We start from the raw sequence: 26,085 nt of genomic DNA, 5'->3' as shown, positions 1-26,085 counted from the left end.
TGTTGTTGTATTAAATGAACTGCATAATATTCATGCGCATTGCAGTTGAAGTAGCCTGTAATGCTGCTTCGTAAGCAAATTCCTCTGCTTTAAAGCGCACTATTTCTTCATCTATTTTTGCATCACGCTCATCTGATAAAAAGGTTTGTAAATCAAAATTAGATTGCTCCAATCGTGATTGAATTAGTTGTACATTTTTTGACCGGGCACCCATCTCTGAACTTAGTGCAATTATCCCTTCAGACGATGTTTTTAGCACGTCTATCTGAGCCCTGATTGCCGCTTCATCATTGGCATTTAATGCATTCATTAAATCTGTCATTGCTGCGTAAACCCCGGTATCCATTATCTCTTGTCCGGTTGTATTAATCGTCACACTCACTGATTCTGAGTAGGAACGGGTCATTTGTTTGTCGTTCCCAATATAAGAAACGACACCCGCTGAATACACAAATGGATTTCCTGTTTTTGTTGCGGAACCGGCAAACACACTTTTACCCAAATGTTGAGAATTACTTAAAGAGAGCATTTCATTAATCAGAGCATCAAGGCTGCCAGCTAAGGTTGCACGTACTTCTGCATCCGATTGACCATCGGCACCTTTATTGGCAATATCTCTGGCCTGCAAAGAAATATCAGCCATTTGCTCCAATAAGGAAACCGAATTATTAATCCAGCCATTGGCAGATTTAATTTTATTCAGATATTGTTCGTTTTCCTGCAAAGTAGCTTTGTAACGTTCCGCTTTTGCAAAAGATGTAGGGTCATCCGAAGCCCTGTTTACTTTTCGGCCTGTAACTATGTGCTCTTGAATCTCAGCCATATTACTGCGGTTTTGGTTCACCCGTAATAAAGCATTTCTGGTGATCATTGCCTGGGTTATACGCATTTTATTTTCCTACCACTTATAGATACTTATCCATGTATTAACTCAACTATACTTCCATGTACTTATATTTTACGCAAGCTCCAATACAGTGTTGATCATTTCATCGACAGTCTGGATAATTTTTGCCGCTGCCTGATATGCCTGCTCATATTGTACAAGCTTGGTCATTTCTTCATCGAGTGAAACACCGCTGATTTCATCCCGCTGATTTTGCAATTGTTGTGTAATTAATTCCTGGCTATATCGTAAAAAGCTGGCATCATCAATCTCCGAGCCTATTTCTGTAACAAGTGAAATATAAAAGTCAGCCGGAGTTTCATTGGCAACAAACGTATCAAATTGTAAATTAAAAATGGATTCTGCTACTGAATTTGCACCAACTCCCTCTGTAGCTCCTCGTGTTGCAATCAAAGTCGGATCATTAATTACTGCCTGGTTCATCTGTAAATTTGCTGCTCCCGAACTTCCTGAGTTAAAAAAGTTAATACCGGTTGTACCAGCTAAATTATATCCTGCGGAGTGTGCTGAGTTAACCTGTTCGGAAATGCTATTGGCAAGCGTATCTAACTGATCGAGATAATTTGGTATATTTTCATTAAAAACATTTAGCAAACCAGACAAACTGCCACCATCAATATCCGGTTCAAAATCGCTGTCTTTAAAAGTTATTGTCGCAGCATGCAGGTTATTTGTCCGGTCTATATTTACTTCTAAGGCATTTGCTTTATTTTCAGAAATTAAAATGTGCCCGCCAAAAAGTATGCTAACTTCTCCGTTATCCTTTTCTTTAACATCAATATTAATTATATGCGAAAGATCTGTGATAAGCTGGTCTCGCCGATCCATCAAGTCTGGTGAGTTGCCCAACCGTAATTGCTGGTTTATTTCCAGCAGTTGCTCACTCATTTTATTAATCATGGCAACAGATTCATATAATTCAGGATCTAACTGACGCTGAAGTTTAACCACACGAGTATGTGTGCTTCTAAAAGTATTTGCCAGAAGCTGGCCTTTATTTTTTACTAAAGTACGGTATGATTCACTTTCCGGCTCAGTTGCAAGATCATTCCAGGAATTCCAAAATTCACTTAAAACATTTTGTAAGGAGCCGTCGCTGTCGTCACCAAAAATAGATTCAATTTGCGTTAAAAGTGTTTCTGTTTTTTCATACTTGCCTAAGTTGTGATTTTCGCGCCAAAGAGAATATTCTGCGAATTTTTCGCGCATCCTGCTTAAACTACTGGCATCAACCCCCGAACCAAATCCTGCAAAACCATTGATAGTGGTGAGATTATTTAAATCAACGCGGCGTCTTGTGTATCCCTCGTTGTTTGAATTTGCAATATTATTTGAGGTAGTATCAATCGCTGTTTGATACCCGGAAAGTGAGCGGCGGCCTATCTCAAATAAAGATGATATTGACATAGTTTTTCTTTCGTAATCTCATTTAATTTTTTCATTTTTCATTATCAGGCAGCAAGACTTTTTGCCATAACCTGGGTTACCTTTTGCTTCGATTTCTGATAAGAACCTTCATTATTTCGCTTTCTGGAGAAAGCTCCTACCTCAATATTAAAATCTTACAATTATCAATATTCAATTTTCAATTTTTAAACGCCACAATCTACTACAGCCTTTTTTTGAGCCTCGGTTTTTCCATCTCGTGTATAAATTTTTGATTCACTCTCATTTTTCGGGTAGTAAAGCCTAATCAAATCCTGAACAAAATTGATTGAAGTTTTTAATAAAATTGAATTTTCCTGGTTCAGGCGTTTCACTTTGGTTAAAGCTTTATTCAGACGGTTCTCCATTCCAACCCATTCTTCATTTTTTAGTAGATTGTTTAAACCTATAAAAGATGCGAGCGACATTATTTTTTTCTTGTGATTCTTTCCCCGTTCTGAGGTCATTTCCAATCTCTTTGATGTCAATGCATTTCCTTTTCGAATAAACGTCTGTTCCAAACCTGTAAACTTTGCCAACGATTGGACATTATTCTCTAAAATTGCTTTTTGTTTTTGGTAGGCTGTATCTGCGAGGCTTTCGTATAAAACCACCTCTTCTGTTAAAATTGAATGGATTTCATCCAGTAATTGTTGATTCTTTTTTTGTAGATTATTCATCATTATCTCCCGTCAATGATGGCGCATAATATGGATTATAGGTTCCCGTTTCCGACAATTTCTGCAAAGCATCAGTACCATTTTCTTTTAAGGATTTATAAAAAAAATCGGCCAAACCAATACCACCACTTTCTGACATCTCTTTTCCCATTACGGAACTGAACATCATGGTGGAAAGACTTTGTTTATTCTGTCCGTCTTTGGGAATAGTTGTTTCCATTGATTTTATTAAAAGAGATAAAAACTGCCCTTCAAGTTTTTTGCTGGCTTCTCTTAGCTTTAAATCCTCTTTGTCTATTTGGTCGAGTGGTATTTGTTTTTCTAAACTTTTAGTTTTATTAGTCTGATCTCTTTCCAAATTAAACATCTTCCCAGTTTTATCTTCTACAGATTTTATCTGGTTATTAATAACAGTCTGAAGTGCCATTTTAATATTTCCTGGTTCCAAGTGTCTAATCCCAAAAATGTAATTTAGTTTATTATTAAGCGTGCCCTTAAAGCACCGGCTTGTTTTATAGCCTGAAAAACGGCAATGATATCCCTTGGTTTGAGGCCAATTGTGTTCAGTGCCAAAGCCAAATCGGTTACCGTGGTTGTTTCATTAATAACTGCACTTTGAGCATCTGCCTCTTCCGCAACCGTATTTGTTACCTGGGCTACAACCGTTTGCCCGCCACTGCTAAACTGATTTGGCTGCGAAATGACCGGCGCACTTTGTGTGTGGATTGTTAAACTGCCATGCGAGATCATAACTTCCCCGATACTGACAGCTCCACCCGCTACAATTGTCCCGGTTCGTTCGTTAATTACCACCCGAGCTTCAACATCTGTAACCACCGGTAAAACCTCAATAGATGATAAATAACGCATCGCTTCCATTTGTGTTTTCAAAGAATCCGGAAATTTAATCTCAACAATTCCGGGTCCCAATGCCTGCGCAGAACCGGAACTGTCCTGATCTGCCCCACCATTTATCGCTTCTGCAATCCTGCTCGCGGTAGAAAAGTCTGGTTCAATTAAAAACAGATGTAAGGGTTTAGAAATATCCAAAGATTGATTTGGCGGCAGTTGTGTTAAAGAAGCACCATTAGGAACACGTCCAACCAAAGCATGATTTTTTCTCAGTTGTTCGCCTGCTTTTGTTTCTACATTATATCCCCCGATAGAGAGCGGGCCTTGCGACATTGCAAAATTATTGCCCGCAGTATCCATCAATGGTGTTGGTAACAACACGCCCCCTTCAAGGCTGCTTGCATCGCCTAATGACGAAACCACAACATCAAATTGTGATCCCACAATACTGAATGGTCTTACCTTCGCGGTAACCATAACAGCAGCGACATTCCTGGTTCGCAATTGCTCCTTTGGTACAGTTATCCCAAAACGTTCAAGCATATTGCTAATCGTTTGAACGGTGAAAACTGCTCCACGGTTGCCGGATGAACGGTCGCCTGTTCCACCCAATCCAACTACCAGGCCATATCCAATAAGAGCTGTTTGTTGCGAATTTTCAACAGTTACAATATCTTTTATCCTTACCTGAGCTGATAATGTTTGAATTATCATGCCTGAAAGAAAAAGTGTTGTAAATATTTTTTTTGTTAATTTCATTTTTTTTGATCCTGGATTCTGGATTTTCGATTCTTGCTTTTTCTATCACATTATTTGGATTATTAAGAATTCGACACCAAAAACGACTCCTACTTTTTCCACTCATCTATATGAGTGCTTAAATTTTTCATTCTTACATTCTTTCAATCTTAAAATTATTTTAACGCTAAATATCCCAAAGATGAAGCCACCATGGCCAAGCCAATAATTTTGACAAACATGTTGCTAAAAAATCCATCATTAACAATATTTGTAATCCCGCCTTTTTTATAAGTGATCTGAGCATCTGCTACATTATAGGAGAAAACAGAATTATTTGTAGATATATCCCGCGGCCGGACAAAACCCTGAAGTTCCATAAGGTTCTCTTCACCGTTAACATTTAACGTTCTTTCACCTTGAATTTTGTACATGCCACCTGTTGTTTTTTCAGTGATTCGAACAGTGATCCTGCCGGTAAGCTTCTCTTTCTGCTCCGTTCCATCGCCACCATCATAAGAGCTGGATAGTGAACTGCCTCCTCCAAAAATCGGTAAAAAAGAAGCAATATTTCCATTTGCCGATGCATCCATTTTCATATCACTATTGGAATTACTGTTTGAGCTTGATTCGCGGCTGGCATTGGCACTTTCTACAATTACAACCGAAAGAATATCACCTACTTCATGAGCTTTTAAATCGCTGTATAAAGATTGAGCACTCAAAATGTTAATGCTCAATAAAACCAAAACTGCTAAAATTGTTTTTTTCATTTTTTACTCCTGAGACACTATTACCAGGTTTTGTGATGATACAATCCCCTGAATGGTTTTCCCTGTTTTATCTAATTTTAATTTGATTTGCTCCCCAAAGGCACCGTTTTGTTTAGCAATCCCATTTGTAGTAATTGTAAGTCCACCGGATTTTAGCTCCACGCGAACAGGATTTCCACTATGAACAAGCTGTTTCGCCTGAACCATCCTTTTTGTAAGCACTGTTCCTTTTTTAATCAGCCGTTTAGATTCAGATCCGTTTATTTCCTTTAATGTGAAAAAGTATTGATCCCAATCTTTGCCCAGATGCTTGGTTTCAAGTTTAAGATTTGAGTTGCTCAAACTGCTGTTTCGCTTAATTCTTTGCCCGGCAACAACTACGTCTTTTACAACAAAAACCGATATATTTAACGGTATTTTTTTTACGACTTTATGTCCATTTCTAAATCGTGCCCACACCGATTGACTACCGGGTTTCAAAATGTGTTTTTGTGAATAGACTTCGATTGTATTTTTATTATACTTTTCAAGATTATCCGGTAGATTGTTAAACGATATTTGCAATTCATCTTTAGTGATATCCAGTTTTTCAAGAAACAGATTAGACGTTTTTTCCTTGATTGTGCTATAGACATCCTGTGCACTCAACACAGAAAAACTAAAAATGCAGAAGATAATTATTGATGTTTGTTTGAGTGTATTCATATTGCTTTTCGCATATTATAATGGTTGTTAAGCCTATCGAAACACCCTTCGACACGCTCAGGGTTCAATCCGGTAACTGAGCTTACCGAAAATACCCATCAATGCGTTCGGGTTCGATCCGGTAACTGAGCTTGCCGAAGTTACCGTTTAAGGTTATTCGCCATGGACATAAGTTCATCCGCAGTTTTCACAGCTTTTGCATTAATTTCATAAGCTCTCTGGGCCACGATAAGGTTTATCATTTCGTTGGCAACATCGACATTTGATTTTTCAAGATAGCCCTGATACAGCAGCCCTAAACCTTCTTCACCGGGGTTTCCAAATACTGCATCTCCAGATGCCTCGGTAGCCAAAAACAAGTTTCCGCCTGCGGCTTCCAATCCGGCCGGGTTCATAAATGAAGCTAATTCAATTTGCCCTATTTCCTGTGCTTCTGCCTCGCCATTCAATAAAACTGAAACAACTCCATCCTGGCTGATAGCAATTCCTTTTACATTATCCGGAACCGAAATATCCGGCGAGATTTTTATACCAGAATTTGTCACAATTGAGCCTTCTGCATTTACTTTCAAAGCGCCATCGCGCGTATAGGCCAAACTTCCATCCGGCATTTCTACCTGGATAAAACCTTTGCCGGTTATAGCCACATCCAGAGGATTACCTGTTTCGGCAATCGTGCCTTCCGAAAAAGAACGGTATGTTGAAATTGGCCTGTTACCCAAACCAATTTGAATTCCCGAAGGATTTTCATTTCCTTTGCGACCATCACGATTACCGGTCTGCATGGTTTCATAAAGCAAATCCTGAAACTCAATGGATGTTTTTTTGTAACCGGTCGTGTTTACGTTGGCAAGATTGTTGGCAATAACATCTACGTTCAATTGTTGTGCTGTCATGCCAAGTGCTGCTGTTTTTAATGCTCTCATTATTTTCTCCTGTTTTTAATACCCATCCTTAAAACCGGTGCTTGACGAATTAATGAAATGATGAAAAGTTGGAATAATGGAATGCTGGAATGATGTTTATCATTTTTGATCCAAGCATCTCACGGTCACTTTTCATTCTAAGTTTTTCATTTTTAATTTATAATTCTCAATTCTTAATTGTTTTTACGCTGTCGTCCTATATTGCCCTAATTTTGTATGAAAAACCCACCCCTAACCCCTCCAAGGAGGGGAATCTGATAACTATTTTTCATTCTTAGTTTTTCATTATTAATTCATAATTCTCAATTCTTAATTGTTTTTACGCCGTTGTCCTGTATTGCCCTACTTGCTGTACCGCCTTTTTATAGACATCATCCAATGCCCGCACCATTCTCTGCACCCCTTCAAAGTTGCGTTGAATTTCAATCAGTTCAATCATTTCCTGCGCAGGGTTCACATTAGATCCTTCAAGAAAGCCTTGCTTAATTGATGGTGTATCAACCTGAAACTCAACAGCCCTTTCATTCGCCTTAAAAAGACTGCCACCCATTTTTTGCAAAGCATCCGGTGTTTCAAAATCTGCTACAATAATTTTATCCAAAAGATTACCATCAGCAAACACTTCACCACGTTCCGTTATTACAACATCACTTGGTGTTCCAAATTCAGACAGAATATTTATCCAGCCGCCTTCGCCTAAAACCGGCATATTGGATTTATTTTTCAAAACCCCATCTTCATCTACATGAAAAACACCATCACGGGTAAAAGCATTATCCCCATTTTCCAGCTCAACCATAAAAAAGCCATTACCGGAAAGTGCAAGATCAAATGGATTGCCTGTTTCCTGAAGATGTCCCTGTTCAAAACTAGTGGCATGCGTCATATCCTTGCTGATATCCAATTCATCTGACAAAGTATGAAAAAATATCTGGTCTTTCTTAAAACCGGTTGTCCCAATATTGGCCATATTATTGGCTGCATTATTATTGCGATCGACCTGGGCCATCATGGCCTGCTTCAGTTTGGTCAATTCAAACTGCATAAAAACTCCGCTATGTAGAACTATGTGCTTTGCTTTTATACAAGTTTGGTGCCAGCTTTGGAAATATGCGTTTAAAGGGTTGTTTTTATGGGGTTTGAAAAAGGGTAAAAAAGTTTATTTACGAAAAACTTTAAAAATAGTAGGAAAGTTTTTTCGTTTTAGGGGAAGAATTTGCCGTTTTGTAAATGTATCCTAAATTCTATAAAAAAAGAAAAAGGTTATAAATTCATTCTATGGAGTGTAACTTGTCCCGCTACAGCCACCAGGGCCAATAGGATAAGAAGTGGTATCTCCGTTGAAAGCAAAATACACATCACCTTAAAGCGGGTTTCCATCTAACCCAAGTGCGTAACCAGTGACTGTTCGATCATCAACAATCAAACTATCTAAAGCAAACAGGGCAGATAACCCAATAAGTACGTGAATGGTTATGGATTTAATACAATGTTATTCATGATTTGTAGTACTAGATGGAATTGTCTTTCGTAAATTTATTAATTTCACTTTTAAACTGCTGGTAGGTTGGCTTAATATTATCGACCAGCTTTACCATCCTGTCTTCATATAGCTCCATAGCATAAGAGTGAACAAAGACATGCCTAAACCCAAGATATTCAGTCAACATAGTTTTCAACTCATTGGAGATAATTGATTTTGAAACTGCATCATTCAATAAATCTGTATGCCATGAAGAACCACTGGGAAGAGGAATTTTAAAAGATTTAAAAATGCGTTTTAAGATATTTTCAATACCATTAAAAAAACTGTGCAAATATGCCGCTACACCTGCTAATTCAAGCTCTGAGATAAATGGGAGTTTTTCAGAAGAAGGTAATGCTTGTATAGTTTGTTCTAATTTTTCATATTCGATTTCAATCATCTCACGCAGTTCATCCATAAAGTACAACCCCTTTGCGGGTTATAAAATCTGTAAAGCGGCTTTTTTTGCTAAGATCCACAACATCAACCGGTTTCGACAAACCAAATAAAAGCTCTCCACAATATTTATAAAAATTCCTGGGTTCCACACCTTCCACTGCTAAGTCGATGTCATTTGCTTTGGTATAAGGCTCTATGGAAGAACCAAAAAGCAGAACTTTCTTAACATTGTATTTTTTGGAAATAGCCCTGATTTTTTCTTTGTCTTCATTAGAAATCATTAATGTCCACCTGCTTTTTTTGATGTATAACGAATTTAAAAAAGGAGAGGTCAAAATCAAGCATATAGATTTATTATGTTTCATTAATGAGATGCTTCGACAAACTCAGCATGACAGTACCAGGATGAATCTTGAATTACAGACTATTCCTGGTATACTTTGAAGGATTCTTTAAACATTTGAAAAGGATTTTCCAGTTTGCCATGAACTTCAACTTCCAGGTGCAAATGAGCATAGCCATATTGTGCATCGTTTGATGGAATATTTCCGGTTGTGCCAACACTGGCCAATGGCGATAAAGTATTGATCCAAAATGGTCCCTCACTGCGAAAACGAGATAATGTCCGTTCCCAGATTCGATCATCTTTAAGGTGAGAATAAAGTGATACAATGCGGTTATCATGTATAATTTTTATGTGATTGCCATGACCGTTGCGCTTATTTCCAACAAAAACCACAAAACCATCTTTTACAGGATAAACGGGCGTTCCTTCATCAGCAATCAGATCGATGCCTTTATGCTTATAAAAACGGCCTCTTTCTGACTTCCGGCGGGCGCCAAACAAACCAACGTTTTTTACTTCCAATGGCATGCGCAATGGATTATAGAGCCGGATGGTTTTATCCCAAAGGTCAAGTTTTTTATAAACACGGTTATTATATTTAAATGTTGATACGAAGTTCTCTACACCGCTGTATTTTGTATTATCTATAAGATTTTTATATTTACGGCCTTTTGAGGCAAAGTAATTTTTTCCTTTATAATCGCCATTCAGCCAGCCATACACATCTTGCGAACGCCTGGTTTTATACTCTTTTCCAAGATAAACCTGGAATAATCCTAATCGCAGATTAAGCTCCTGTTTTTTTTCTGCAAGCTGTTGTTCCAATTCCAGCTCATCTTTTATTAAAACCGGGTTTGTGGAAAAAAGGCTGGCAAGCTCTGCCTTTAACTCATCCCTCTCCAGTTCATTTTTATTGTTCTTCACCAAAATGTGTTTAGCAATATCTTGTACTTCCGTTGGAAAAGGTTCAGACAGTTTTTCGCTTAATTGCTTTTGAAGGGAATTGATTTCATCACTAAGTTTTTGGAAAATGGGATTGTAATAAGCGCTGTTCATGAGGGATGAATTTGTTTTGTTAAACAACCATTTTTTAAGGGTTTGAGAACTATCATCGCTAAAGGGCCGGTTAAGATTTGACAGATCCGCATAGTTTAATCCGGCCATTGAAATATGTGTGTATAGATAGCGTTCATCAAGCAAAGCAAGGTTATAAGCGCTCCCGTAAAAATCGTTATTTAGTTTATGGATTAAAAAGGCATATTTGGTTTCTTCTGTAAGTGACTCATTTTTAGGCAATTCCAATCCACTAAAATATGTTTTCGGCACAAGCTTCATTGCACTCTTTTTTATAAGCGCAGCATCTTCGGTCAACAATAATTCAACATCATTCATTGCCAGGGTTTTTACAAGATTTATAATTTCACCTGAATATAAAAGTGCTGATACAGCAAGGATTAAGACAAATAACACCCCTGTTAACCTGCGGCGCAAGCTATCCCAAATTTTTCTTTTAGTGATGTAACTATCAACTTGCTGTTGGATTATTTCAAACGAATTGGTATCGTTTTTCTGGACAACCTCAGTATTCGAGTTCTGGAACGGGTTCTTTTTCATTTTTAAATAAACTCAATATTTTATCAATTGGACTTTTTTTATGTATGTGGTGAAAACCATTATTATTATCTAAACTTAAGAAAAAGTGGGCAATCTCTTTATAACTTTTTGCCATTTCACTTGTCGGATAAGCTTCACTGATTGGGGTATGGTATTCAGAATATGATCTTCCAACCAATTTATAATCTGGCGGAACACTGCCAAGGAACCTTGGCTTTAACCTAATATCATCTTTAGATTTTGAGACTTCTGCAGCACGGCGTACACCGCTAAAAATATTAGATGCCTGGTTTTTCTTAGCTTTGTTAAATATAAAGAATGGCGAGAATTGATGCACTCTAATATAATCCCTGTTTTTTGATGAAAGCCGCTTTTCATTTTCATTCAATCTTTCGGCAGCTGCTTTGGCACAACCATACCCTGTTTGTATATCTTCGGGTGTTGTAACAATTGTCGTATAATCGGCTGTCAATGCAAAATCCAGTGTAACCCGGTCAATACCAGCGCCTAAATCCAGTATTGTATAATCATAGTTTTCAGAAATTTCTTTAAATGCTTTTATAAATTTTAATTTTTGCAGATAATTGATATTGGCAAATTTAAAGTTCCCACCTGCGCCGGGAATTAGATCAAAATTATGGATGTGTTTAATAAGGTTTGATAAATCTGTTTCTTTCTTTTCAAAAAACTCCAATAATGTGACTTCATTGCGCAATTTTAGTTTTATGGAAATATCGCCGGTATTCATATCCGTATCTATTAATAAAACTTTTTTACGGGCCTTACCAAGAATGTTTGCAATTTCAATTGAGGATATGGTTTTGCCTACTCCACCTTTATTTGAAATTGTACTGATAATTTTCCCTGTGTACTTTTTGGTTTCCATAATTTTACCTGTTTATCCTTGGTTCTGCATGCATTGATACTAAATACCGGATCCGTAATTTATTTCTCTTTCATTTAATTTTTCAAAAAACTACCCATCATGAAAAAGTTCTATCATATTGCGTAGTTGACTTCTCTCATCATCCAGGTCAATTGGGATACGCATCGAAAAAATAAATCCATTTTGAGCCTGAGGATACCAGTTAAAATCACCGCCTAAAGTTTCAGCAATTAATTTTACTACTTTCAAATCCAGTTCGTATGATTCCTGCATGCTCAATTCTTCAACTTCAGGGATGTGGGTTATAACAGAATAATCGCAATGAGCCGTTACCAAAATCCCCAACCATTTTGATTGATTATCTGATATTTTTAATACTATTTTCCTTTTTGCTTTACAAGAACTTGTATTAACCAGATGTTTCATCTGCATACGCAGCAGTGTTACAAAAACTTGTTGCAAAGTAATCGGGTTGGCCATAACAGAATAATCCGAGCCTGCTAATTCACAAACAATTTCTATATCGTTTTCTGTAAACTCATAACTCATTTGGTCTAATGCATGGTCTAAATTTTCTTTCAGTGAAATTATTTTTTCTGTCTGGTCTTCTGTCTGGTTTGCAAAACGCCTTGCATTGTCAATGGTAGAATCAATTACATTTAGCAGTTGTGCCATTTTATCTACATGAGATTCAATTTTTTGTTTGCTAATTTGTTTTTGCTTTATTTCGCGTTGAAGCAATTCCAGCTTTAACCGCAAAGATGTGAGCGGCTGGCTCAGGTTATGAACCATGTTTACTGTCAATTCGCCCATCTCTTTAAAACGGCTTTTAGACATAGCCATCATCTGTTTCTGATCAAGAATACGCTCCATTTCTTTACGCCAGCTTATGTCTCGTGCACTTGTGATGATATAGCTCGTTTTACCGGAACCATTTTTAACAACACCAAAACTCAATGATACAGGAACGGATAAATCTTTAACTTTAAATTCTGTTTCGGTTTCATTAAACCGGCCCAGCTTTATTTCTTTTATAACGTTATCACCTTCAACAATTGTTTCAATACTTTTATTAATTAATTCAAACGAGCTAACACCAAGCATATCAAGTGCTGATTTGTTGGCATACTCGATATGGCCTTTTTCACTTAGGATAAAAATTGCATCCGATAAGTGCTCCAAAATAGTAATGGTTGCTGAGTAATCCTGTACCTGTGTTGTATGTGTATTGTTCATCTTATTTATCTGTATCTGTTCAGTTTTTCAATGCATAACAAATTCAAGTTTTCACCTTATTAGAAAAACTAATAAAGCTTTGACCTACATAATCCTACTTCCTACTTGCTACTTCTAACCTCTTAATCTTATATCCAATTTTTTAAATTTTTATATCCATCGTACCACCATGGAGCGGTTTCTTTTTTTCCGGTGGCATTATTTTCAATTTCAAAATGGGTTCAGTTTCCTCCACGGATACAATCACTTCATCAAAGCGGGCAAATGGCATTTTAGATTCCATTATATAATTATTGCCCAAAAAACGAATTAAAAATTTATTTTTACCAAGAACAAGAACAATCCGGGCATCGAGTTTTGCACCCTGAACAAGACGGCCTTTAAGCATGCTAAGATCGCCACGAACATAATAGATATTTTCTGAGAACTGCTTAAAATGAGAGCCTTCATGTCTCTTATATGAATTATAGGAACTCGATTCTGTACTTGTTTTAATTTTTTCCATTATAAAAACCTGGTTTTAATCTCCACTAAGGTTTTATTTAATATTTGTGAGATCCGAGCCTCACTCAATTTTAGAATTTTTCCTATATCAGCTAAAATCAATTCTTCATAAAAATAAAGGGCAAGTATTAACCTTTCCCTTTCGGGCAGCTTATTTATGACTTGCTTTAAACGAACTTTCATGTTTTCTTTTACGACTATTTCTTCCGGGCTCATTTGGTTTTCATCCTCCAAAGTATCCACTTTATATATACTTGTACCTTCCTCATCAGATACGGTTGTATTTAAAGATGTCATGTAAGTCATTTGAGAGGTATTTAAAATTGAATAATATTCTTTCTCAGAAATATCCAGGTAATCACATATTTCATGCATCGCCGGTTCACGGCCATTTTGCGCACTTAATTTTTTAACGCAGTTCTCAAGATTTTTTACTTTTTCATACATATCACGGCCTATCACACCTTCACGGCGTAATGCATCTATTACTTCCCCATGAATACGTTTATATACAAATCCTTTAAAAGGAACATTCATCTCAATGTCATAGCGGTCTAAAGCTTTTAATAACCCCAGGATACCAAACTGGTAAAGGTCATCAACAGATATTGTTGTAGAGTAAGAAAGGTTAAAACGTCCTATAATATGTTTTACCAACGGCCCATAAGACTCAACTATCTTATCTTTTATAAGTGGATTCTTTGTCTTCAAATATTCCTGAACCAAAAATTCACCTTTTTGTACTCTGTCTTTTACAGCTACTTCCATTAGTCTTCTTTACCTATTAACTGGTCATCCGTTTTATTTTTATGTAATCCTTTTTTCATTTGTTTTAATAACTCTTCACGCATTTGTTGCTCATTTTCAGTCTCTTCATCATGTTTTTCAATAATTGTTGTAGTAACAATTGCCCAGCGCATTACATTTAAAAAAACAACAAATAATATGAGTGTCCCCAAAAAAACCAAACCCGTTCTTACAAAGGTTGTCATAATTGAAACACCATTCATCAGTGCAGTAACCAGCGTGATTACACTTACAAAAACTGCAAATTTGTAAATAAAGCGATGCATTAATCCCATTCGAATTTGATCTTTCTATTTGAGATAAAACGGTCAAAAACATTTTTATTGTCTTTTTGTTTTTTCTTTTCCATTTGCAAAACCCTTTTAGTAAGCACACGGATTGTGTTTGTGGCCGCCGCATTTGGGCTATTAATAACAAATGGCTTTTGCATTTTTATCGAACGTGCAATTAAATCGTCTTTTAAAACCGTGCCTGCAAATTCAATATCCGATTTGAGAAAACGGCGAACCATTAGATTCAATCTTTTATAAAGGTTTTCACCTGCTTCATGGCTTGGCATAATATTAGGGATAAGCATGATCGGGATGTCCAGGTCATTGCGTTTAATAATTTTTATCACTGCATAGGCATCAGCTATTGAAGCCGGATCGGATGTAATAACCAGAACAATTTTATCAGCGCCAAGCAAAAACGATAAAACTGAATTCGCAATCCCTGCACCTGTATCTACAATTATGTAGTCATAGTCGGTTTCGATTGTTTTAAATGCCACCGCTAATCTTTTTAAAAAAACATCTTCCATTTCCAATAATTTCCCTGATGCAGAAGAAGCCGGGAGTACATCAATGTTTGAAGGTCCGGGAACAATAATATCACTTAATGCAATACCATCATTCAGAACGTCAGCAATTGTATATTCTGTCCGGATTCCTAAAATCAGATCGACATTTCCAAGATGGATGTCTGCATCGATTATCAGGACACGTTTGCGCATTTGCTGCAACATAATGGCAAAATTAACACTTAGAGAAGATTTCCCGACGCCACCTTTACCGCTGGTAATAGCAATAATTTCAGCTTTTTTTTGATCCGAACCTTCTTCTACCCCAATGCGGGTGCCAATCTCTTTTCCTAGGGTTGTTAGCATTATATTTCCTTTACCTTGCTTTCAAAAATTTTATCATACATATATTGTGGATTGCCTTTTTCCAAATCGATAAAAATCCTTTTTCCATCGCCAAAACATGCAACAGGAAGACTGATCACATCCAAAATGGAAAACACCTTACCCGGTTGTGTCGTTTCATCAAATTTGGTAAACGCTATCCCTGTGGGCTTTAACAAGAGGTAATTTGCACATAGCAAAACCAAATCCTTAAGATCCGAGCCGACACTTAAAACAAGAAAAATATCTGTTGGTTTTAACTTTTTTATAAAATTTTCCATTTTGCCCAGTTGATTTGGAGCAAATGGGCTTTTCCCCGGTGTATCAACAATAAGGACATCACTGCTTTTATATTTTTCTAACATTGTTTCGGTTTTATCAATGTCTTTTTCTTCGTGGATTTGTGTCCCGCTCATCCGTGAAAAAGATTTTAGTGCCTCAGATGGTCCGTAAGGATCTGTTGATATAATTGTGACTTTTTTATTGCCATAAATATCAGGATGGGCTGCAAGTTTCATTGCAATTGTTGTCTTTCCAACGCCTGTAGGTCCCATCAGCAAAATAACTTTTTGTTTGCGGCTTTTTAACTGGCGGTCAAAATTATATGGCTTAAGGAGGTGATCCATTTCAGTTTTTATCAGCATGCTGATTTCATCTTTGCTGACAATGGATTTTCCATCCAGAAGCAAATAGGCCTCTTTAATAAAGGAATACGCCATGTCATCCTGAATGCCATTGTCTTTTAACATCTCTTCAAGTTCGCGGTACACTTCCGGTAATTCTGTCGGAGATTCAATTTGCTTGCTGTTAAAATCTGACTTTTTACCAAGCTCTTTTATCTCGTTGCGCAAAAGGGATATTTCTTCAAGGATATTTTTTTCCTTATCAAGCTCTTTTGGTTTGTTATCTAAAATATTACTTATAAGACTATCAAATTGGTTGCTTTTTTTTGCTGGTTTGCTTTTTGGTTTTTCACTTGCAACAGTTTTTTTGTCAGCCTTGGGTTTTGAAGTTAACCCCGGATATGTTCTTTTCTTTTTGGGCTTTGTTGGCGAATCAACAATTGGTGGTTCCCAGTTTTTCACCTCTTTTTCCTGTCCATTTTGAAAACCAACCGTTGCCTGAATCATTCTTTTTCCTGGATAATCAGGATGATTGATTATGTTTTTCGTTTCCAAAATAACAATGTCACTGCCAAGTTCTGTTTTTGCTCTTACAAGAGCTTTGGGCAGACTGTCTGCTACATACATTCTAACTTGCATTTGGGTATCCTATTGATCCAACTGACTTAACTTCTGTATCCGGTGTTAATTCCATATATGAGATTACCAGGACATTTGAGAAAACTGATTCAAGAAACTTGCGTACAGCGCGCCTTATTTGTGGTGAAACCAACAATGCCGGTTTTATCCCCATAATATTTATTTCTTCAACTTTCTCAGCAATATCCTGGAAAAGTGCACTAACCTGATCCGGAGCCAACCCTAAGTTTTGAGCTAACCCATTTGTTTTAATCGAATTCATAATATGATCTTCCAGAACCGGATCGAACATAGCAACAGTTATTGTGTTCTCCTGGTTCTTCAACATATCGGTAATAGTTTCTGCGAGTGATTGACGTACATATTCGGTCAAGACTTCCGAATCTTTCGAAAAGGCCGAATTATCAGCTATAGTTTCCAGAATAACGATCAGATTACGTACAGGTATTTTTTCCTGTAACAAATTTTTTAATACTTTTTGAATAGTTCCAAGAGAAATAATATCAGGAACAAGACCATCAACTAACGCAGAATGTGTTTCCTTTAAATCGGTTAACATTTTTTGCATTCCCTGACGATCGAGCAATTTATAACAATTACTGCGTAAAATTTCCATTAGGTGTGTTGCAATTACTGCCGGCGCTTCTACAACTGTATTTCCAAGAAGCTCAGCTTTTTCACGTTCTTGTTCAGAGACCCAGATTGCGGGTAAACCAAAAGTAGGCTCTGTCATTTCAATGCCCGTAAGCTCAAGCCTTTCATCCGGGTTAACTACCATGAAATAGTCCATCATTACTTCACCACGGGCTACTTCAATACCGTAAATTTTAAAAATATATTCGCTGGCTTTAAGTTGAATATTATCACGTATCCGAATGGCCGGAACAAGGATACCCATTTCTATAGCAAGGCTTTTACGGATTGTGGTTATGCGATTTAACAGATTGCCACCCTGGTTTTCATCAACTAGTGGAATTAGCCCATAACCAATCTCAATTTCAAAAGCATCCGGATGTAAAAATGACTCAATTCTTTCAACTTCTTCTACTTCTTCCACTTCTTCAGCTTCAGCCGCTTCAGCTTCATCTTGCTCTTTTTTCTGATAATTACTGACATAATTTCCAAGGAAAAACAATCCGATTGCAAGAATCATAAACGGCACAAATGGCAATCCCGGAAGCACACCCATTAAACCTAAAACACCAGAAGCAGCGTAAATTGCCTTGGGTTGCCCGATAACCTGTTTGGCTATATCAGCACCAAGTGTAGACATTGAGGAAGCACGGGTAATTACAATACCGGCGGCCGTTGAAATAATTAGTGCAGGAATTTGTGCAACAAGCCCATCACCAACAGTTAGCAAAGTATATAATCCGGCAGCTTCACCTGCGGGCAAACCTTTTTGTAAAACACCAATCAATAATCCGCCAAGCATGTTTACGGCAGTAATGAGCAAACCGGCAATTGCATCTCCGCGCACAAACTTACTTGCACCGTCCATTGCCCCATAAAAATCAGCTTCTTTAGCGATTGTCTCGCGGCGTTGCTGAGCTTGTAAATCATCGATTAAGCCGGCGTTTAAGTCCGCATCAATTGACATTTGCTTACCGGGCATCGCATCCAATGTAAAACGTGCAGATACTTCTGCGATACGTGTGGCACCCTTTGTAATAACCACAAAATTAATGATTACAAGAATCAAGAATATTACAGTCCCGACAGCGTAGTTGCCCTGAACAACAAAATTTCCAAATGCCTCGATTATTTCACCGGCATAAGCCTCACCCAAAATTAACCGGGTTGATGCAATATTAAGAGCAAGCCTGAACAAAGTGACAATTAAAAGAAGACCGGGAAAAACAGAAAAATCCATCGGTCGTAAAACAAATAATGTCACAAATAAGATAACTAGGGCACTTGTCAGATTTAGCGCCATCAGGATATCAAGCAGAAAAGACGGGATCGGCAAGATCATAATCCCAAGGATAAGGACTATGCCTGCTGTCAATATTAGATTGCTGTTTTGTGAGGCCGGGGATAATTTTATCGCACCGACAGCCGGATTAGCCATTTAGTGATCCCCTGATATCATTATATTTTCCCTGATTATTTTTAAAAACCTGGCTTAGTACTTCTGCCACGGCCTGATATAGTGCCATCGGTATTTCACTTCCTACTTCACATGCGGAGAACAAACTGCGCGCCAATGGTTTGTTTTCAATAACCGGCACATTATTTTTTGCTGCAATTTCTTTTATTTTTTGAGCGATCAAATTTTTACCCTTTGCCACTATTTTGGGTGCGTCTGATTTGTCCATTGGGTCATATTTTAAAGCCACTGCAAAGTGGGTCGGGTTAGTAACAACAACTGTTGCATTTGGTACATCGCTCATCATTCTCTGGCGAACAATTTCCTGCTGTTTCGATTTAATCTTACCTTTAACTTTCGGATCGCCTTCAGATTGTTTTGTTTCATCTTTTACTTCTGTTTTGGTCATTTTCAATTTTTTGGTGTGCTCATATTTTTGATAGGCAAAATCTGCAATGGCCATCACCAAAAGTGCCAAAGCAACTTTGAAAGTCAATTCAAAAATTACTTCAGCTGTTAAAGCACTTATCTGCAAAACACTTTTATGGGCGAGAACCAAAAACTCATCAAAATAGCTACTGACAACCGTATAGCCAATAGTACCAATAATTGCCAGCTTTAATATCCCTTTTAGCATTTCAACCAACGATCGTGACGAGAACATACGTTTGATCCCTGATTGGGGACTAAGTTTTTTAAAATCCGGGATTAGGGCCTTACCCGCAAAAATGAACCCCACCTGGCCAACATTGCTAATTACCGCTAATAACAAAACGCCGATTAAAACCGGGCCAACAACACCTGCGAATGCGCTCAATGTCAAAAACATAACATCACTTATAGTGATTGATGTGATTGTTAGTAAAGATGAATGTTGATACATATAGCCCATATAACCCTGTAAATTTTCTCCCATAAAACCGGAATAATTTTTAAAAATCAGTAACACTGCTACAATCACCGCCACGGAGTTTAGCTCCGTACTTTTTGCTACATCCCCTTTCTCGGTAGCTTCTTCCAGCCGCTTCCCACTCGGCTGTTCGGTTTTCTCCTGGCCATTTTCATTTTCTGCCATAACTTACCCTTTTACCGCAGTGATTATATCCAAAGTAAGCCCTTCAAAATTGTTATAGATATAACCGAACATAGTTTGAAAAATTTTTAAAGAAATCAGTACCATAAATAAGCCAACTCCAATTTTCATGGGAAGACTTATAAAAAATATATTTAGTTGAGGCATAACGCGTGCTGCAAAGGCAATAGCTACATCTGCTAACAGCATTAATACCATCATCGGTGCTGCAAAACGAACAGCGAGTTCATACATTAATGATCCGGCCTTAACAATGTACTGCCCTGTTGCAGGATCAAATTTTGCTTCATTTAATGGAATTGCGCTAAAATTGTAGTAAATCACTTCCAGCAAAAAGTGATGACTATCTGTAACAACAAAAAATGTGATCATCACCATTAACCAGAAATTTCCTATGACCGGCGCACTGTTTCCGCTGTTTGGATCCAGTATGTTCATAATGGCCAATCCCATCTGAAAACTTACAAATCCTCCGGCCAGGGTGAACACTTCAAAGATTAACCGTGCCCCAAAGCCAATGATAAGCCCAATCATTATTTCACGCATAATATCAACAACCAATACGGCCAGTGATGTATATTCAGTTTGGAAATTTTCACCAACAATTGGGGAAATTATTAATGTCAAAATTACAGCAATTGTAATCCGGATTCGTGGAGCAACGGTTGAATATCCAAAAATCGGCATGGTTATCATCATGGCAGAAAGCCTGACAAAAACCAGCATTGTAAATGGCAGCCAATTTTGTATTTGATCCGGTACTTCAAACATAAGTTTTAATTCCTTGAAACTGGTTGAGCATTTTTTGCAAAATCCTGTGCTTTTACGAGGATGCTGAATAGTGTGCGATTTGTTTTCATTTTAAGCTTTTTCTTTTTTCTTTTGTCTTTTCATATCGTTGTTCAAAACAACTCCTACTTTCCACTTCTCACTTCTTACTTCCTGGATTATTGTTAGTTTTAATTTTTAATCTTTCTTTTTTTATTATTTGTTTCGCCATCTGGAGATGGCTCCCTACTTTTATTGTTTTACCTGCCCCATCAAGGCAACCTGTTCAAAAATTTCACGCATAAAACCCATCATCAAATCAAGAAACCAGGGCATAAACAAAAATATCACCAAAAAAACTGAGATGATTTTTGGCACAAAACTCAGGGTCATTTCGTTTATTTGGGTTGTTGCCTGGAAAATCCCAATGATTAAACCGATAACCAATCCTGTTCCCAGGATAGGCATTAGAATAAACAAAGCAGTCATCAATGCTTCGCGGGCTATATAAATCACAAAATCCACAGTCATGTCAAAATCCTTTTACTAAAGATTCTACAACGAGATACCAACCATCAACAAGAACAAACAGTAGAAGTTTAAAAGGCATTGCAATCATTACAGGCGGCAGCATCATCATACCCATGGATAGCAAAACGCTACCAACCACCATATCTATAAGCAGCATTGGCAAATAAAGCAGAAATCCAATCTGAAATGCCGTTTTCAATTCACTTATAATAAATGCGGGGATTAATGTCGAAAGTGGTATATCATCTACTGTTTTCGGCCTTTCACGATCTTCCCTCAAATCCACAAAAAGCAATAGATCTTGCTCCCTGGTTTGTTTTAACATAAATGCACGAATTGGTTTGGCAGCTTTATCAAGCGCTTCGGCTTGTGAGATTTGCTCATTTAAATATGGTTGTAAAGCTGTGTCATTTATTTCATCAATTACCGGGCGCATAATAAAAAATGAGATAAACAGGGCCATGCCAACTAAAATCTGGTTAGATGGAACAGTTTGGGTGTTTAAACTTTGCCGTAAAAAATGGAAAACCACTACAATCCGTGTAAAGGATGTCATCATTATTAAAATGGATGGTGCAAGACTAAGGATTGTTAACATGAACACAATTTGCAGTGTTGGGACAAGATCTTGCGGCTTATCCGATTGATCCACTCCAATTGTCAGGTTTGGCAAAACGTTTTGTGCTTCTGTTTCGCTAAAACTGCCAAGGGCCAATACAAAAAAAAGTGTGATTAAAAAACTTTTGCGTGACATATTTATTTATTCTTTTGAAGTGATTTTTTTTAATATTTGTCCAAAACCGATGGGCTGATTTTCAATAGAATTTATATCCTGATCGTTTACTTCACCCAAATCCGAGATGAGAGAAATCTGTTGTTCAGTAACGCCCAATGCATATTTTTTCCCTTCGATAACAACAATCACAACAGATTGTTTTGCCGATAGTGCCTGACGAGCAATAACTTTAATTGAGGAACTATAAGGAGTATTGTTTTTTAAGATGAATTTCTTATAAAGGAAAAGACCACCAATTAGAAACAAAACTAAGAAAAATGTTACCAGAACAACCTGGTATAAATAACTGCTCACATTGGTTTGTTCTTTTGGTACTGCATTTCGCAACGAATCTGAAAATGTAAGTTTCTTACCATCAGAAAGAAAAAGCGAATCCTGCCCGCTTTGCTTCACTTGTTCCTGGCCAATTACAGGCGCCAAAGATAAAAGAAATATTATCAGGACAATTCTCATCAGATAGCCTGTCCTAAACTTTTAACACGCTCTTTGGGACTAATTAACTGTGTGATACGAATTCCAAATCTATCATCCACAACAACTACTTCACCCTCTGCAAATTTGCGGCCGTTTACAAAAACATCTAACGGCTCACCTGCTGATTTGTCCATTTCAACGATTGAGCCTTTGCCCAGTTTTAACAAATCAGAAACCAATATTTTTTTGCGGTCAATTTCTACGCGAATCTCTAATTCAACATCCAACAACATAGAAACATTTTGAGGATCACCCGGTGTTGTGCCGGAATAGGATATATTTCCAAATTCAGCACTTTGAATATCAACAGGATCGTTACTTAGTAAATCATCCACTTGCGGCATCTCGGTCATTGGGTTTTCCTGTTCTACAAACATTTCCGGATTTTCCGGCCACATAAACTGTTTTAGTTGATAAGTCTCGCCTTCTGTTGTTAGGGAGTAATTGCAAAAAGAGCCTTCACCTTCAATAACCTTTTCATTTACGGCATCAAACGTTTCAGCAGGAAAAACTTCAAGACCAGTAATATTGAAATTACCTTTTTCATCTGCAACAGCCATTTTAAGCTGACCAAATACTTGCTCAAGCCCTTCTTTTAGCCCATCAAAATGATCATCGGACACTTCTTCTGCCGGTTCATCCATCAACATCCAGGCATAAAATTTTAATAAGAATGCAGGTTCGAGAAGAATAATGTGTTGTATTGTTTTGTGGTCTGGTCCTGATGTAAAAGTAACTGCAATACTTGGATAAGACTCAGCAGTAATTATTGGGTTAATATCAGCCTGGTCTGAGAATTCCAACGAAAACTCAAACTCACGGTTCAGGATTTGGTTAAGGGCATTGTTTATGACAGATTGAACATCATTAATATTTTGCTCAACCCTTTCTTGAAAATATCTATTCGCCATAATGTTTTTCCTCAGGAATTTTTTCTAAAACCCGTACAGCGTATCTTTTTTTATGAACGCCAACTATCGAGTTATACATATGTTTATTATTTGCAAATAAAGGCAGAGACTGGTCGGTGCGGGTACCAAGTTTTACAACATCTCCGTTTTTAAGATTTATGAATTCATCAACAGAGATTTTGCCTTTGCCGAGTAATGATTTTAAATGGATGGGTGTATTTACCAGGTTAAACTTTACAAGATCTGTCTCTTCTTCGCTTGGTTCTTTTGCCCCAAAAAGAATTTTTTCCTGAACCTCAGGTGTAGAAACAATATTGGAGATCATCATATAAGGATAGCAGATGTTCATTAAAGTTGAATTGCCATGGATTTTTACTTCCATGGAAGCCACAACAACCGGTTCATTTGAAGGAACGATCTGAACAAATTCAGGGTTACTTTCAAACCGGTTTATATTGCAATTGAACGGTGCAATGCTTTCCCAATTTTTATTTATTTCTATTCCGATTCGGTCTATGACCCGGTTCATTATTTTCTGCTCAATAATCGAGATTGGCCTTACTGTAGAGACGAATCCACCTCTTCCACCAAATAGTCGTTCAACTATAAAAATAGAAAGTGTTGGATTTACTTCTAATACAAAAGAAGATTCCGGATTTTGGACTTTCATTACATAAATGCAGCTTGGCGGCGCAATTGACATTACAAATTCTGAATACATGATCTGGTCTATTGCCAATAAATTCATTTCAACAATCATCCGTAGCTGTGCGGAGAGAAAGACACCGAAATTCCGGCATACGCCTTCGTGGATATTTTCGAGCAAACGCATCTGCTCTTTTGAAACAAGGTTTGGATGTTTAAAATCGTATAATGAAACCTTCTGGTTCTGTTCTGCCTCCAGTTCTTCTTCTTCCCCGGAAACATTCGATAACAACGCATCAATTTCATCTTGTGATAATATTTTTGCCATTTAAGAATTCCAATCTATTCTAATACAAAACGAGTAAAATACACATTGTTTACCAGCTCATCGCCTAAAACATTATTAGCAATATCTGAGATATCTAATTTCAAAGAATCCAACAATGAGTCATTGGCCAGATCTTTCATTGTCCTGTTTCTAAAATATGCGATGTAATTATCTATAAGAACCGTCTTATATTTATCAAGAGTTGCCATTTCCTCCTCACTGGGAACTTCCAAGGAAAATTCAAAAACAGCATAGCGCATACCACGAGTGCCTTTTGGATTAACCGTTAAGTTTTCTATTTTATACATTAAACCCAGTTCTTTTGGGCCTTCTTCATCTTCATCATTTTCTGCCCCTTCTTCTTGCTGAGCAACCTGATCATTTAGTTCTGTTAATTCGTTGTATTCCGGCATAACAAATTTCCAAATCAGAAAACCGGCTACGAGCAGTTGTACCACAATAATCGCTATATACAGACCAGCTTTGCTCGATTTTTTCTCGGGTTCCTGTTCTTCAACAACCTCTTCTTTTCCTTCTACTTCATCTGCCATATCATTTCCTTTTTTGATCCTTGAAACTTTTCTTGCCTGTTATGCTGTGTTTAAGAAAGCATTCTTTGTATTGGAGGTGGTTATTCCAAAGGGCTGCTTTTAAGCACTGCTCAGAAAAATATGTAAAACTATATGCCCACTATTTATCAACTTCTGTGCCAATTGTTTAAAGAAATTATTTTACAAGGATCGAAAAACCTAAAACATGCATATATGCTGATTTTATTAGGCTTAAGGGAGGATTAGTTGTTAACAAATAGAATTAATAAAAATATTATGAAGGAAATTTATTTCTTTGCAGAAGGGAAAGTTTTTCCTGTTGAAATTTGGATTACATTTTAAAGAACATTTCCACCCGGCGATTTTTAGCCCGGTTTCCACGGGTATTATTATCAACCAATGGTCTATGTTCACCATGGCCAACGGCAGTCAGTTTAGTAGGTGGGATTTTCCCTTTTTTATTTAAATATTTTATTACGCTCATAGATCGTGCTGCGGAGAGTTCCCAGTTTGAAGGGTATTTTAAACTTTTAATGGGGATATTATCGGTATGACCTTCTACATAGATATCTTTAAATTTTCCTTTAAAAGCCTGCACTACAATATCCATCACCGGGGTAGCCTGGTTTTTTATACGCGCCTTGCCGCTGTCAAAAAGCAAATCATCACCCATACGCACCATTACACCTTCCCCTGTAAATTCAAGATCAACCATTTCAGCCAGCCCCATTTTCTCTAAAATTTCTTCCACATCGTTCATGGTATCAATTAGCTCTTGCCTCTTTTTAGATTCAAAATCCTCGTAATTTGGATCCTGCTGTTTTTTGTAGGTACTAATGTTTTCAGGTAAAACACCCAATGCCCCTTTCATAGAGCTCATCGCACCTTTAAATTTTTCTAGCTGGATGGTTGAAAATGATAGGATTAAGATAAAGAACACCATTAATAATGTAACCATATCACCATAGGTTGTCATCCAAAATGGTGCGGTTGGTTCTTCAAGTTCTGGTTTTTCTTTTTGTTCGTCGCTCATAATTATTTATTGGAGTGATGAGGTATTGAATAAAATGTACCCCGGTCACAATTAAATTGCTTTAATCTTTTCAAGTTTATGTTCCATTTTTATAACAATACGATGCTTTGTTCCAC

At 37.2% G+C, this 26,085-nt stretch carries 28 protein-coding genes and 1 pseudogene; all 29 read right to left on the bottom strand.

What is annotated here, in order from left to right; genetic code table 11:
* Window positions 1–10: 10 nt before the first annotated feature.
* Complete coding sequence (locus HND50_01465; protein NOG43871.1) at window positions 11–889, bottom strand: hypothetical protein; 879 nt, start codon at window positions 887–889, stop codon at window positions 11–13.
* Window positions 890–958: 69 nt separating this feature from the next.
* On the bottom strand, window positions 959–2,314 hold the full coding sequence (gene flgK / locus HND50_01460) for a flagellar hook-associated protein FlgK (protein ID NOG43870.1): 1,356 nt from the start codon (window positions 2,312–2,314) through the stop codon (window positions 959–961).
* A 185-nt stretch (window positions 2,315–2,499) separates the two neighbouring features.
* Window positions 2,500–3,012: a hypothetical protein gene (locus HND50_01455; GenBank protein NOG43869.1), complete on the bottom strand. Its 513-nt coding sequence runs from the start codon at window positions 3,010–3,012 to the stop codon at window positions 2,500–2,502.
* The gene (locus tag HND50_01450; GenBank protein NOG43868.1) at window positions 3,005–3,439 is read right to left on the bottom strand and encodes a hypothetical protein; all 435 of its coding nucleotides are present in this window, start codon (window positions 3,437–3,439) and stop codon (window positions 3,005–3,007) included. The genes HND50_01455 and HND50_01450 overlap by 8 nt, the downstream gene beginning before the upstream one ends.
* A 44-nt stretch (window positions 3,440–3,483) precedes the next feature.
* The gene (locus HND50_01445; protein ID NOG43867.1) at window positions 3,484–4,623 is read right to left on the bottom strand and encodes a flagellar basal body P-ring protein FlgI; all 1,140 of its coding nucleotides are present in this window, start codon (window positions 4,621–4,623) and stop codon (window positions 3,484–3,486) included.
* Window positions 4,624–4,778: 155 nt separating this feature from the next.
* A complete protein-coding gene (locus HND50_01440; GenBank protein NOG43866.1) occupies window positions 4,779–5,375 on the bottom strand; it encodes a hypothetical protein in 597 nt (198 codons plus the stop codon).
* Between the two features lie 3 nt (window positions 5,376–5,378).
* Entirely contained in the window at window positions 5,379–6,080 is a 702-nt protein-coding gene (gene flgA, locus HND50_01435; protein NOG43865.1) for a flagellar basal body P-ring formation protein FlgA, read from the bottom strand.
* 140 nt (window positions 6,081–6,220) lie between these two features.
* A complete protein-coding gene (gene flgG / locus HND50_01430) occupies window positions 6,221–7,009 on the bottom strand; it encodes a flagellar basal-body rod protein FlgG (GenBank protein NOG43864.1) in 789 nt (262 codons plus the stop codon).
* Between the two features lie 316 nt (window positions 7,010–7,325).
* Window positions 7,326–8,051, bottom strand: coding sequence for a flagellar hook basal-body protein (locus HND50_01425; protein ID NOG43863.1), 726 nt, complete (start codon window positions 8,049–8,051; stop codon window positions 7,326–7,328).
* A gap of 661 nt (window positions 8,052–8,712) precedes the next feature.
* A pseudogene (locus HND50_01420) lies at window positions 8,713–8,949 on the bottom strand (hypothetical protein).
* Window positions 8,942–9,211 (bottom strand): nucleotidyltransferase domain-containing protein, encoded by a 270-nt coding sequence (locus tag HND50_01415; GenBank protein NOG43862.1) that lies wholly within the window; start codon window positions 9,209–9,211, stop codon window positions 8,942–8,944. Before HND50_01415 ends, HND50_01420 begins: the two are co-directional and overlap by 8 nt.
* 143 nt (window positions 9,212–9,354) lie before the next feature.
* A complete protein-coding gene (locus HND50_01410; protein NOG43861.1) occupies window positions 9,355–10,890 on the bottom strand; it encodes a peptidoglycan DD-metalloendopeptidase family protein in 1,536 nt (511 codons plus the stop codon).
* The gene (locus tag HND50_01405; protein NOG43860.1) at window positions 10,856–11,776 is read right to left on the bottom strand and encodes an AAA family ATPase; all 921 of its coding nucleotides are present in this window, start codon (window positions 11,774–11,776) and stop codon (window positions 10,856–10,858) included. The genes HND50_01410 and HND50_01405 overlap by 35 nt, the downstream gene beginning before the upstream one ends.
* A gap of 90 nt (window positions 11,777–11,866) precedes the next feature.
* On the bottom strand, window positions 11,867–13,012 hold the full coding sequence (locus tag HND50_01400) for a PAS domain S-box protein (GenBank protein ID NOG43859.1): 1,146 nt from the start codon (window positions 13,010–13,012) through the stop codon (window positions 11,867–11,869).
* Between the two features lie 142 nt (window positions 13,013–13,154).
* Entirely contained in the window at window positions 13,155–13,517 is a 363-nt protein-coding gene (locus HND50_01395) for a hypothetical protein (protein NOG43858.1), read from the bottom strand.
* Entirely contained in the window at window positions 13,517–14,284 is a 768-nt protein-coding gene (locus HND50_01390) for a FliA/WhiG family RNA polymerase sigma factor (protein ID NOG43857.1), read from the bottom strand. Before HND50_01390 ends, HND50_01395 begins: the two co-directional genes overlap by 1 nt.
* Window positions 14,284–14,589 (bottom strand): hypothetical protein, encoded by a 306-nt coding sequence (locus tag HND50_01385; protein ID NOG43856.1) that lies wholly within the window; start codon window positions 14,587–14,589, stop codon window positions 14,284–14,286. The genes HND50_01390 and HND50_01385 overlap by 1 nt, the downstream gene beginning before the upstream one ends.
* Window positions 14,589–15,470 (bottom strand): MinD/ParA family protein, encoded by an 882-nt coding sequence (locus tag HND50_01380; protein ID NOG43855.1) that lies wholly within the window; start codon window positions 15,468–15,470, stop codon window positions 14,589–14,591. The genes HND50_01385 and HND50_01380 overlap by 1 nt, the downstream gene beginning before the upstream one ends.
* On the bottom strand, window positions 15,470–16,750 hold the full coding sequence (locus HND50_01375; GenBank protein NOG43854.1) for a hypothetical protein: 1,281 nt from the start codon (window positions 16,748–16,750) through the stop codon (window positions 15,470–15,472). Before HND50_01375 ends, HND50_01380 begins: the two co-directional genes overlap by 1 nt.
* Entirely contained in the window at window positions 16,740–18,821 is a 2,082-nt protein-coding gene (gene flhA, locus HND50_01370; GenBank protein NOG43853.1) for a flagellar biosynthesis protein FlhA, read from the bottom strand. Before flhA ends, HND50_01375 begins: the two co-directional genes overlap by 11 nt.
* Entirely contained in the window at window positions 18,814–19,914 is a 1,101-nt protein-coding gene (gene flhB / locus HND50_01365) for a flagellar biosynthesis protein FlhB (GenBank protein ID NOG43852.1), read from the bottom strand. Before flhB ends, flhA begins: the two co-directional genes overlap by 8 nt.
* A gap of 3 nt (window positions 19,915–19,917) precedes the next feature.
* Window positions 19,918–20,703 carry a flagellar biosynthetic protein FliR gene (gene fliR, locus HND50_01360; GenBank protein NOG43851.1) on the bottom strand — a complete coding sequence of 262 codons (786 nt, stop codon included), beginning with the start codon at window positions 20,701–20,703 and terminating at the stop codon, window positions 19,918–19,920.
* A gap of 249 nt (window positions 20,704–20,952) precedes the next feature.
* A complete protein-coding gene (gene fliQ / locus HND50_01355; GenBank protein ID NOG43850.1) occupies window positions 20,953–21,231 on the bottom strand; it encodes a flagellar biosynthesis protein FliQ in 279 nt (92 codons plus the stop codon).
* 1 nt (window position 21,232) lies between these two features.
* Window positions 21,233–21,985 carry a flagellar type III secretion system pore protein FliP gene (gene fliP / locus HND50_01350; GenBank protein ID NOG43849.1) on the bottom strand — a complete coding sequence of 251 codons (753 nt, stop codon included), beginning with the start codon at window positions 21,983–21,985 and terminating at the stop codon, window positions 21,233–21,235.
* Between the two features lie 6 nt (window positions 21,986–21,991).
* Entirely contained in the window at window positions 21,992–22,480 is a 489-nt protein-coding gene (locus tag HND50_01345; GenBank protein NOG43848.1) for a flagellar biosynthetic protein FliO, read from the bottom strand.
* Window positions 22,480–23,412 (bottom strand): flagellar motor switch protein FliN, encoded by a 933-nt coding sequence (gene fliN / locus HND50_01340; protein ID NOG43847.1) that lies wholly within the window; start codon window positions 23,410–23,412, stop codon window positions 22,480–22,482. Before fliN ends, HND50_01345 begins: the two co-directional genes overlap by 1 nt.
* The gene (gene fliM, locus HND50_01335) at window positions 23,402–24,385 is read right to left on the bottom strand and encodes a flagellar motor switch protein FliM (GenBank protein NOG43846.1); all 984 of its coding nucleotides are present in this window, start codon (window positions 24,383–24,385) and stop codon (window positions 23,402–23,404) included. Before fliM ends, fliN begins: the two co-directional genes overlap by 11 nt.
* 14 nt (window positions 24,386–24,399) lie before the next feature.
* Window positions 24,400–24,936, bottom strand: a complete 537-nt coding sequence (locus tag HND50_01330; protein ID NOG43845.1) for a flagellar basal body-associated FliL family protein — start codon at window positions 24,934–24,936, stop codon at window positions 24,400–24,402.
* 331 nt (window positions 24,937–25,267) lie between these two features.
* Entirely contained in the window at window positions 25,268–25,969 is a 702-nt protein-coding gene (locus tag HND50_01325; protein NOG43844.1) for an OmpA family protein, read from the bottom strand.
* Window positions 25,970–26,085 lie beyond the last annotated feature (116 nt).

Source organism: Calditrichota bacterium (genome assembly GCA_013112635.1).
Lineage (GTDB): Bacteria > Calditrichota > Calditrichia > Calditrichales > J004 > JABFGF01.
Note: the sequence above shows the minus strand (reverse complement) of the source record. Positions and strands in the feature narration are given on the sequence as shown.

Bases quoted from the DNA above. Each gene is read 5' to 3' on its own strand.
- HND50_01465 (NOG43871.1), bottom strand. From the start codon at position 889: ATGCGTATAACCCAGGCAATGATCACCAGAAATGCTTTATTACGGGTG.
- flgK (NOG43870.1), bottom strand. From the start codon at position 2,314: ATGTCAATATCATCTTTATTTGAGATAGGCCGCCGCTCACTTTCCGGG.
- HND50_01455 (NOG43869.1), bottom strand. From the start codon at position 3,012: ATGAATAATCTACAAAAAAAGAATCAACAATTACTGGATGAAATCCAT.
- HND50_01450 (NOG43868.1), bottom strand. From the start codon at position 3,439: ATGGCACTTCAGACTGTTATTAATAACCAGATAAAATCTGTAGAAGAT.
- HND50_01445 (NOG43867.1), bottom strand. From the start codon at position 4,623: ATGAAATTAACAAAAAAAATATTTACAACACTTTTTCTTTCAGGCATG.
- HND50_01440 (NOG43866.1), bottom strand. From the start codon at position 5,375: ATGAAAAAAACAATTTTAGCAGTTTTGGTTTTATTGAGCATTAACATT.
- flgA (NOG43865.1), bottom strand. From the start codon at position 6,080: ATGAATACACTCAAACAAACATCAATAATTATCTTCTGCATTTTTAGT.
- HND50_01425 (NOG43863.1), bottom strand. From the start codon at position 8,051: ATGCAGTTTGAATTGACCAAACTGAAGCAGGCCATGATGGCCCAGGTC.
- HND50_01415 (NOG43862.1), bottom strand. From the start codon at position 9,211: ATGATTTCTAATGAAGACAAAGAAAAAATCAGGGCTATTTCCAAAAAA.
- HND50_01410 (NOG43861.1), bottom strand. From the start codon at position 10,890: ATGAAAAAGAACCCGTTCCAGAACTCGAATACTGAGGTTGTCCAGAAA.
- HND50_01405 (NOG43860.1), bottom strand. From the start codon at position 11,776: ATGGAAACCAAAAAGTACACAGGGAAAATTATCAGTACAATTTCAAAT.
- HND50_01400 (NOG43859.1), bottom strand. From the start codon at position 13,012: ATGAACAATACACATACAACACAGGTACAGGATTACTCAGCAACCATT.
- HND50_01395 (NOG43858.1), bottom strand. From the start codon at position 13,517: ATGGAAAAAATTAAAACAAGTACAGAATCGAGTTCCTATAATTCATAT.
- HND50_01390 (NOG43857.1), bottom strand. From the start codon at position 14,284: ATGGAAGTAGCTGTAAAAGACAGAGTACAAAAAGGTGAATTTTTGGTT.
- HND50_01385 (NOG43856.1), bottom strand. From the start codon at position 14,589: ATGCATCGCTTTATTTACAAATTTGCAGTTTTTGTAAGTGTAATCACG.
- HND50_01380 (NOG43855.1), bottom strand. From the start codon at position 15,470: ATGCTAACAACCCTAGGAAAAGAGATTGGCACCCGCATTGGGGTAGAA.
- HND50_01375 (NOG43854.1), bottom strand. From the start codon at position 16,750: ATGCAAGTTAGAATGTATGTAGCAGACAGTCTGCCCAAAGCTCTTGTA.
- flhA (NOG43853.1), bottom strand. From the start codon at position 18,821: ATGGCTAATCCGGCTGTCGGTGCGATAAAATTATCCCCGGCCTCACAA.
- flhB (NOG43852.1), bottom strand. From the start codon at position 19,914: ATGGCAGAAAATGAAAATGGCCAGGAGAAAACCGAACAGCCGAGTGGG.
- fliR (NOG43851.1), bottom strand. From the start codon at position 20,703: ATGTTTGAAGTACCGGATCAAATACAAAATTGGCTGCCATTTACAATG.
- fliQ (NOG43850.1), bottom strand. From the start codon at position 21,231: ATGACTGTGGATTTTGTGATTTATATAGCCCGCGAAGCATTGATGACT.
- fliP (NOG43849.1), bottom strand. From the start codon at position 21,985: ATGTCACGCAAAAGTTTTTTAATCACACTTTTTTTTGTATTGGCCCTT.
- HND50_01345 (NOG43848.1), bottom strand. From the start codon at position 22,480: ATGAGAATTGTCCTGATAATATTTCTTTTATCTTTGGCGCCTGTAATT.
- fliN (NOG43847.1), bottom strand. From the start codon at position 23,412: ATGGCGAATAGATATTTTCAAGAAAGGGTTGAGCAAAATATTAATGAT.
- fliM (NOG43846.1), bottom strand. From the start codon at position 24,385: ATGGCAAAAATATTATCACAAGATGAAATTGATGCGTTGTTATCGAAT.
- HND50_01330 (NOG43845.1), bottom strand. From the start codon at position 24,936: ATGGCAGATGAAGTAGAAGGAAAAGAAGAGGTTGTTGAAGAACAGGAA.
- HND50_01325 (NOG43844.1), bottom strand. From the start codon at position 25,969: ATGAGCGACGAACAAAAAGAAAAACCAGAACTTGAAGAACCAACCGCA.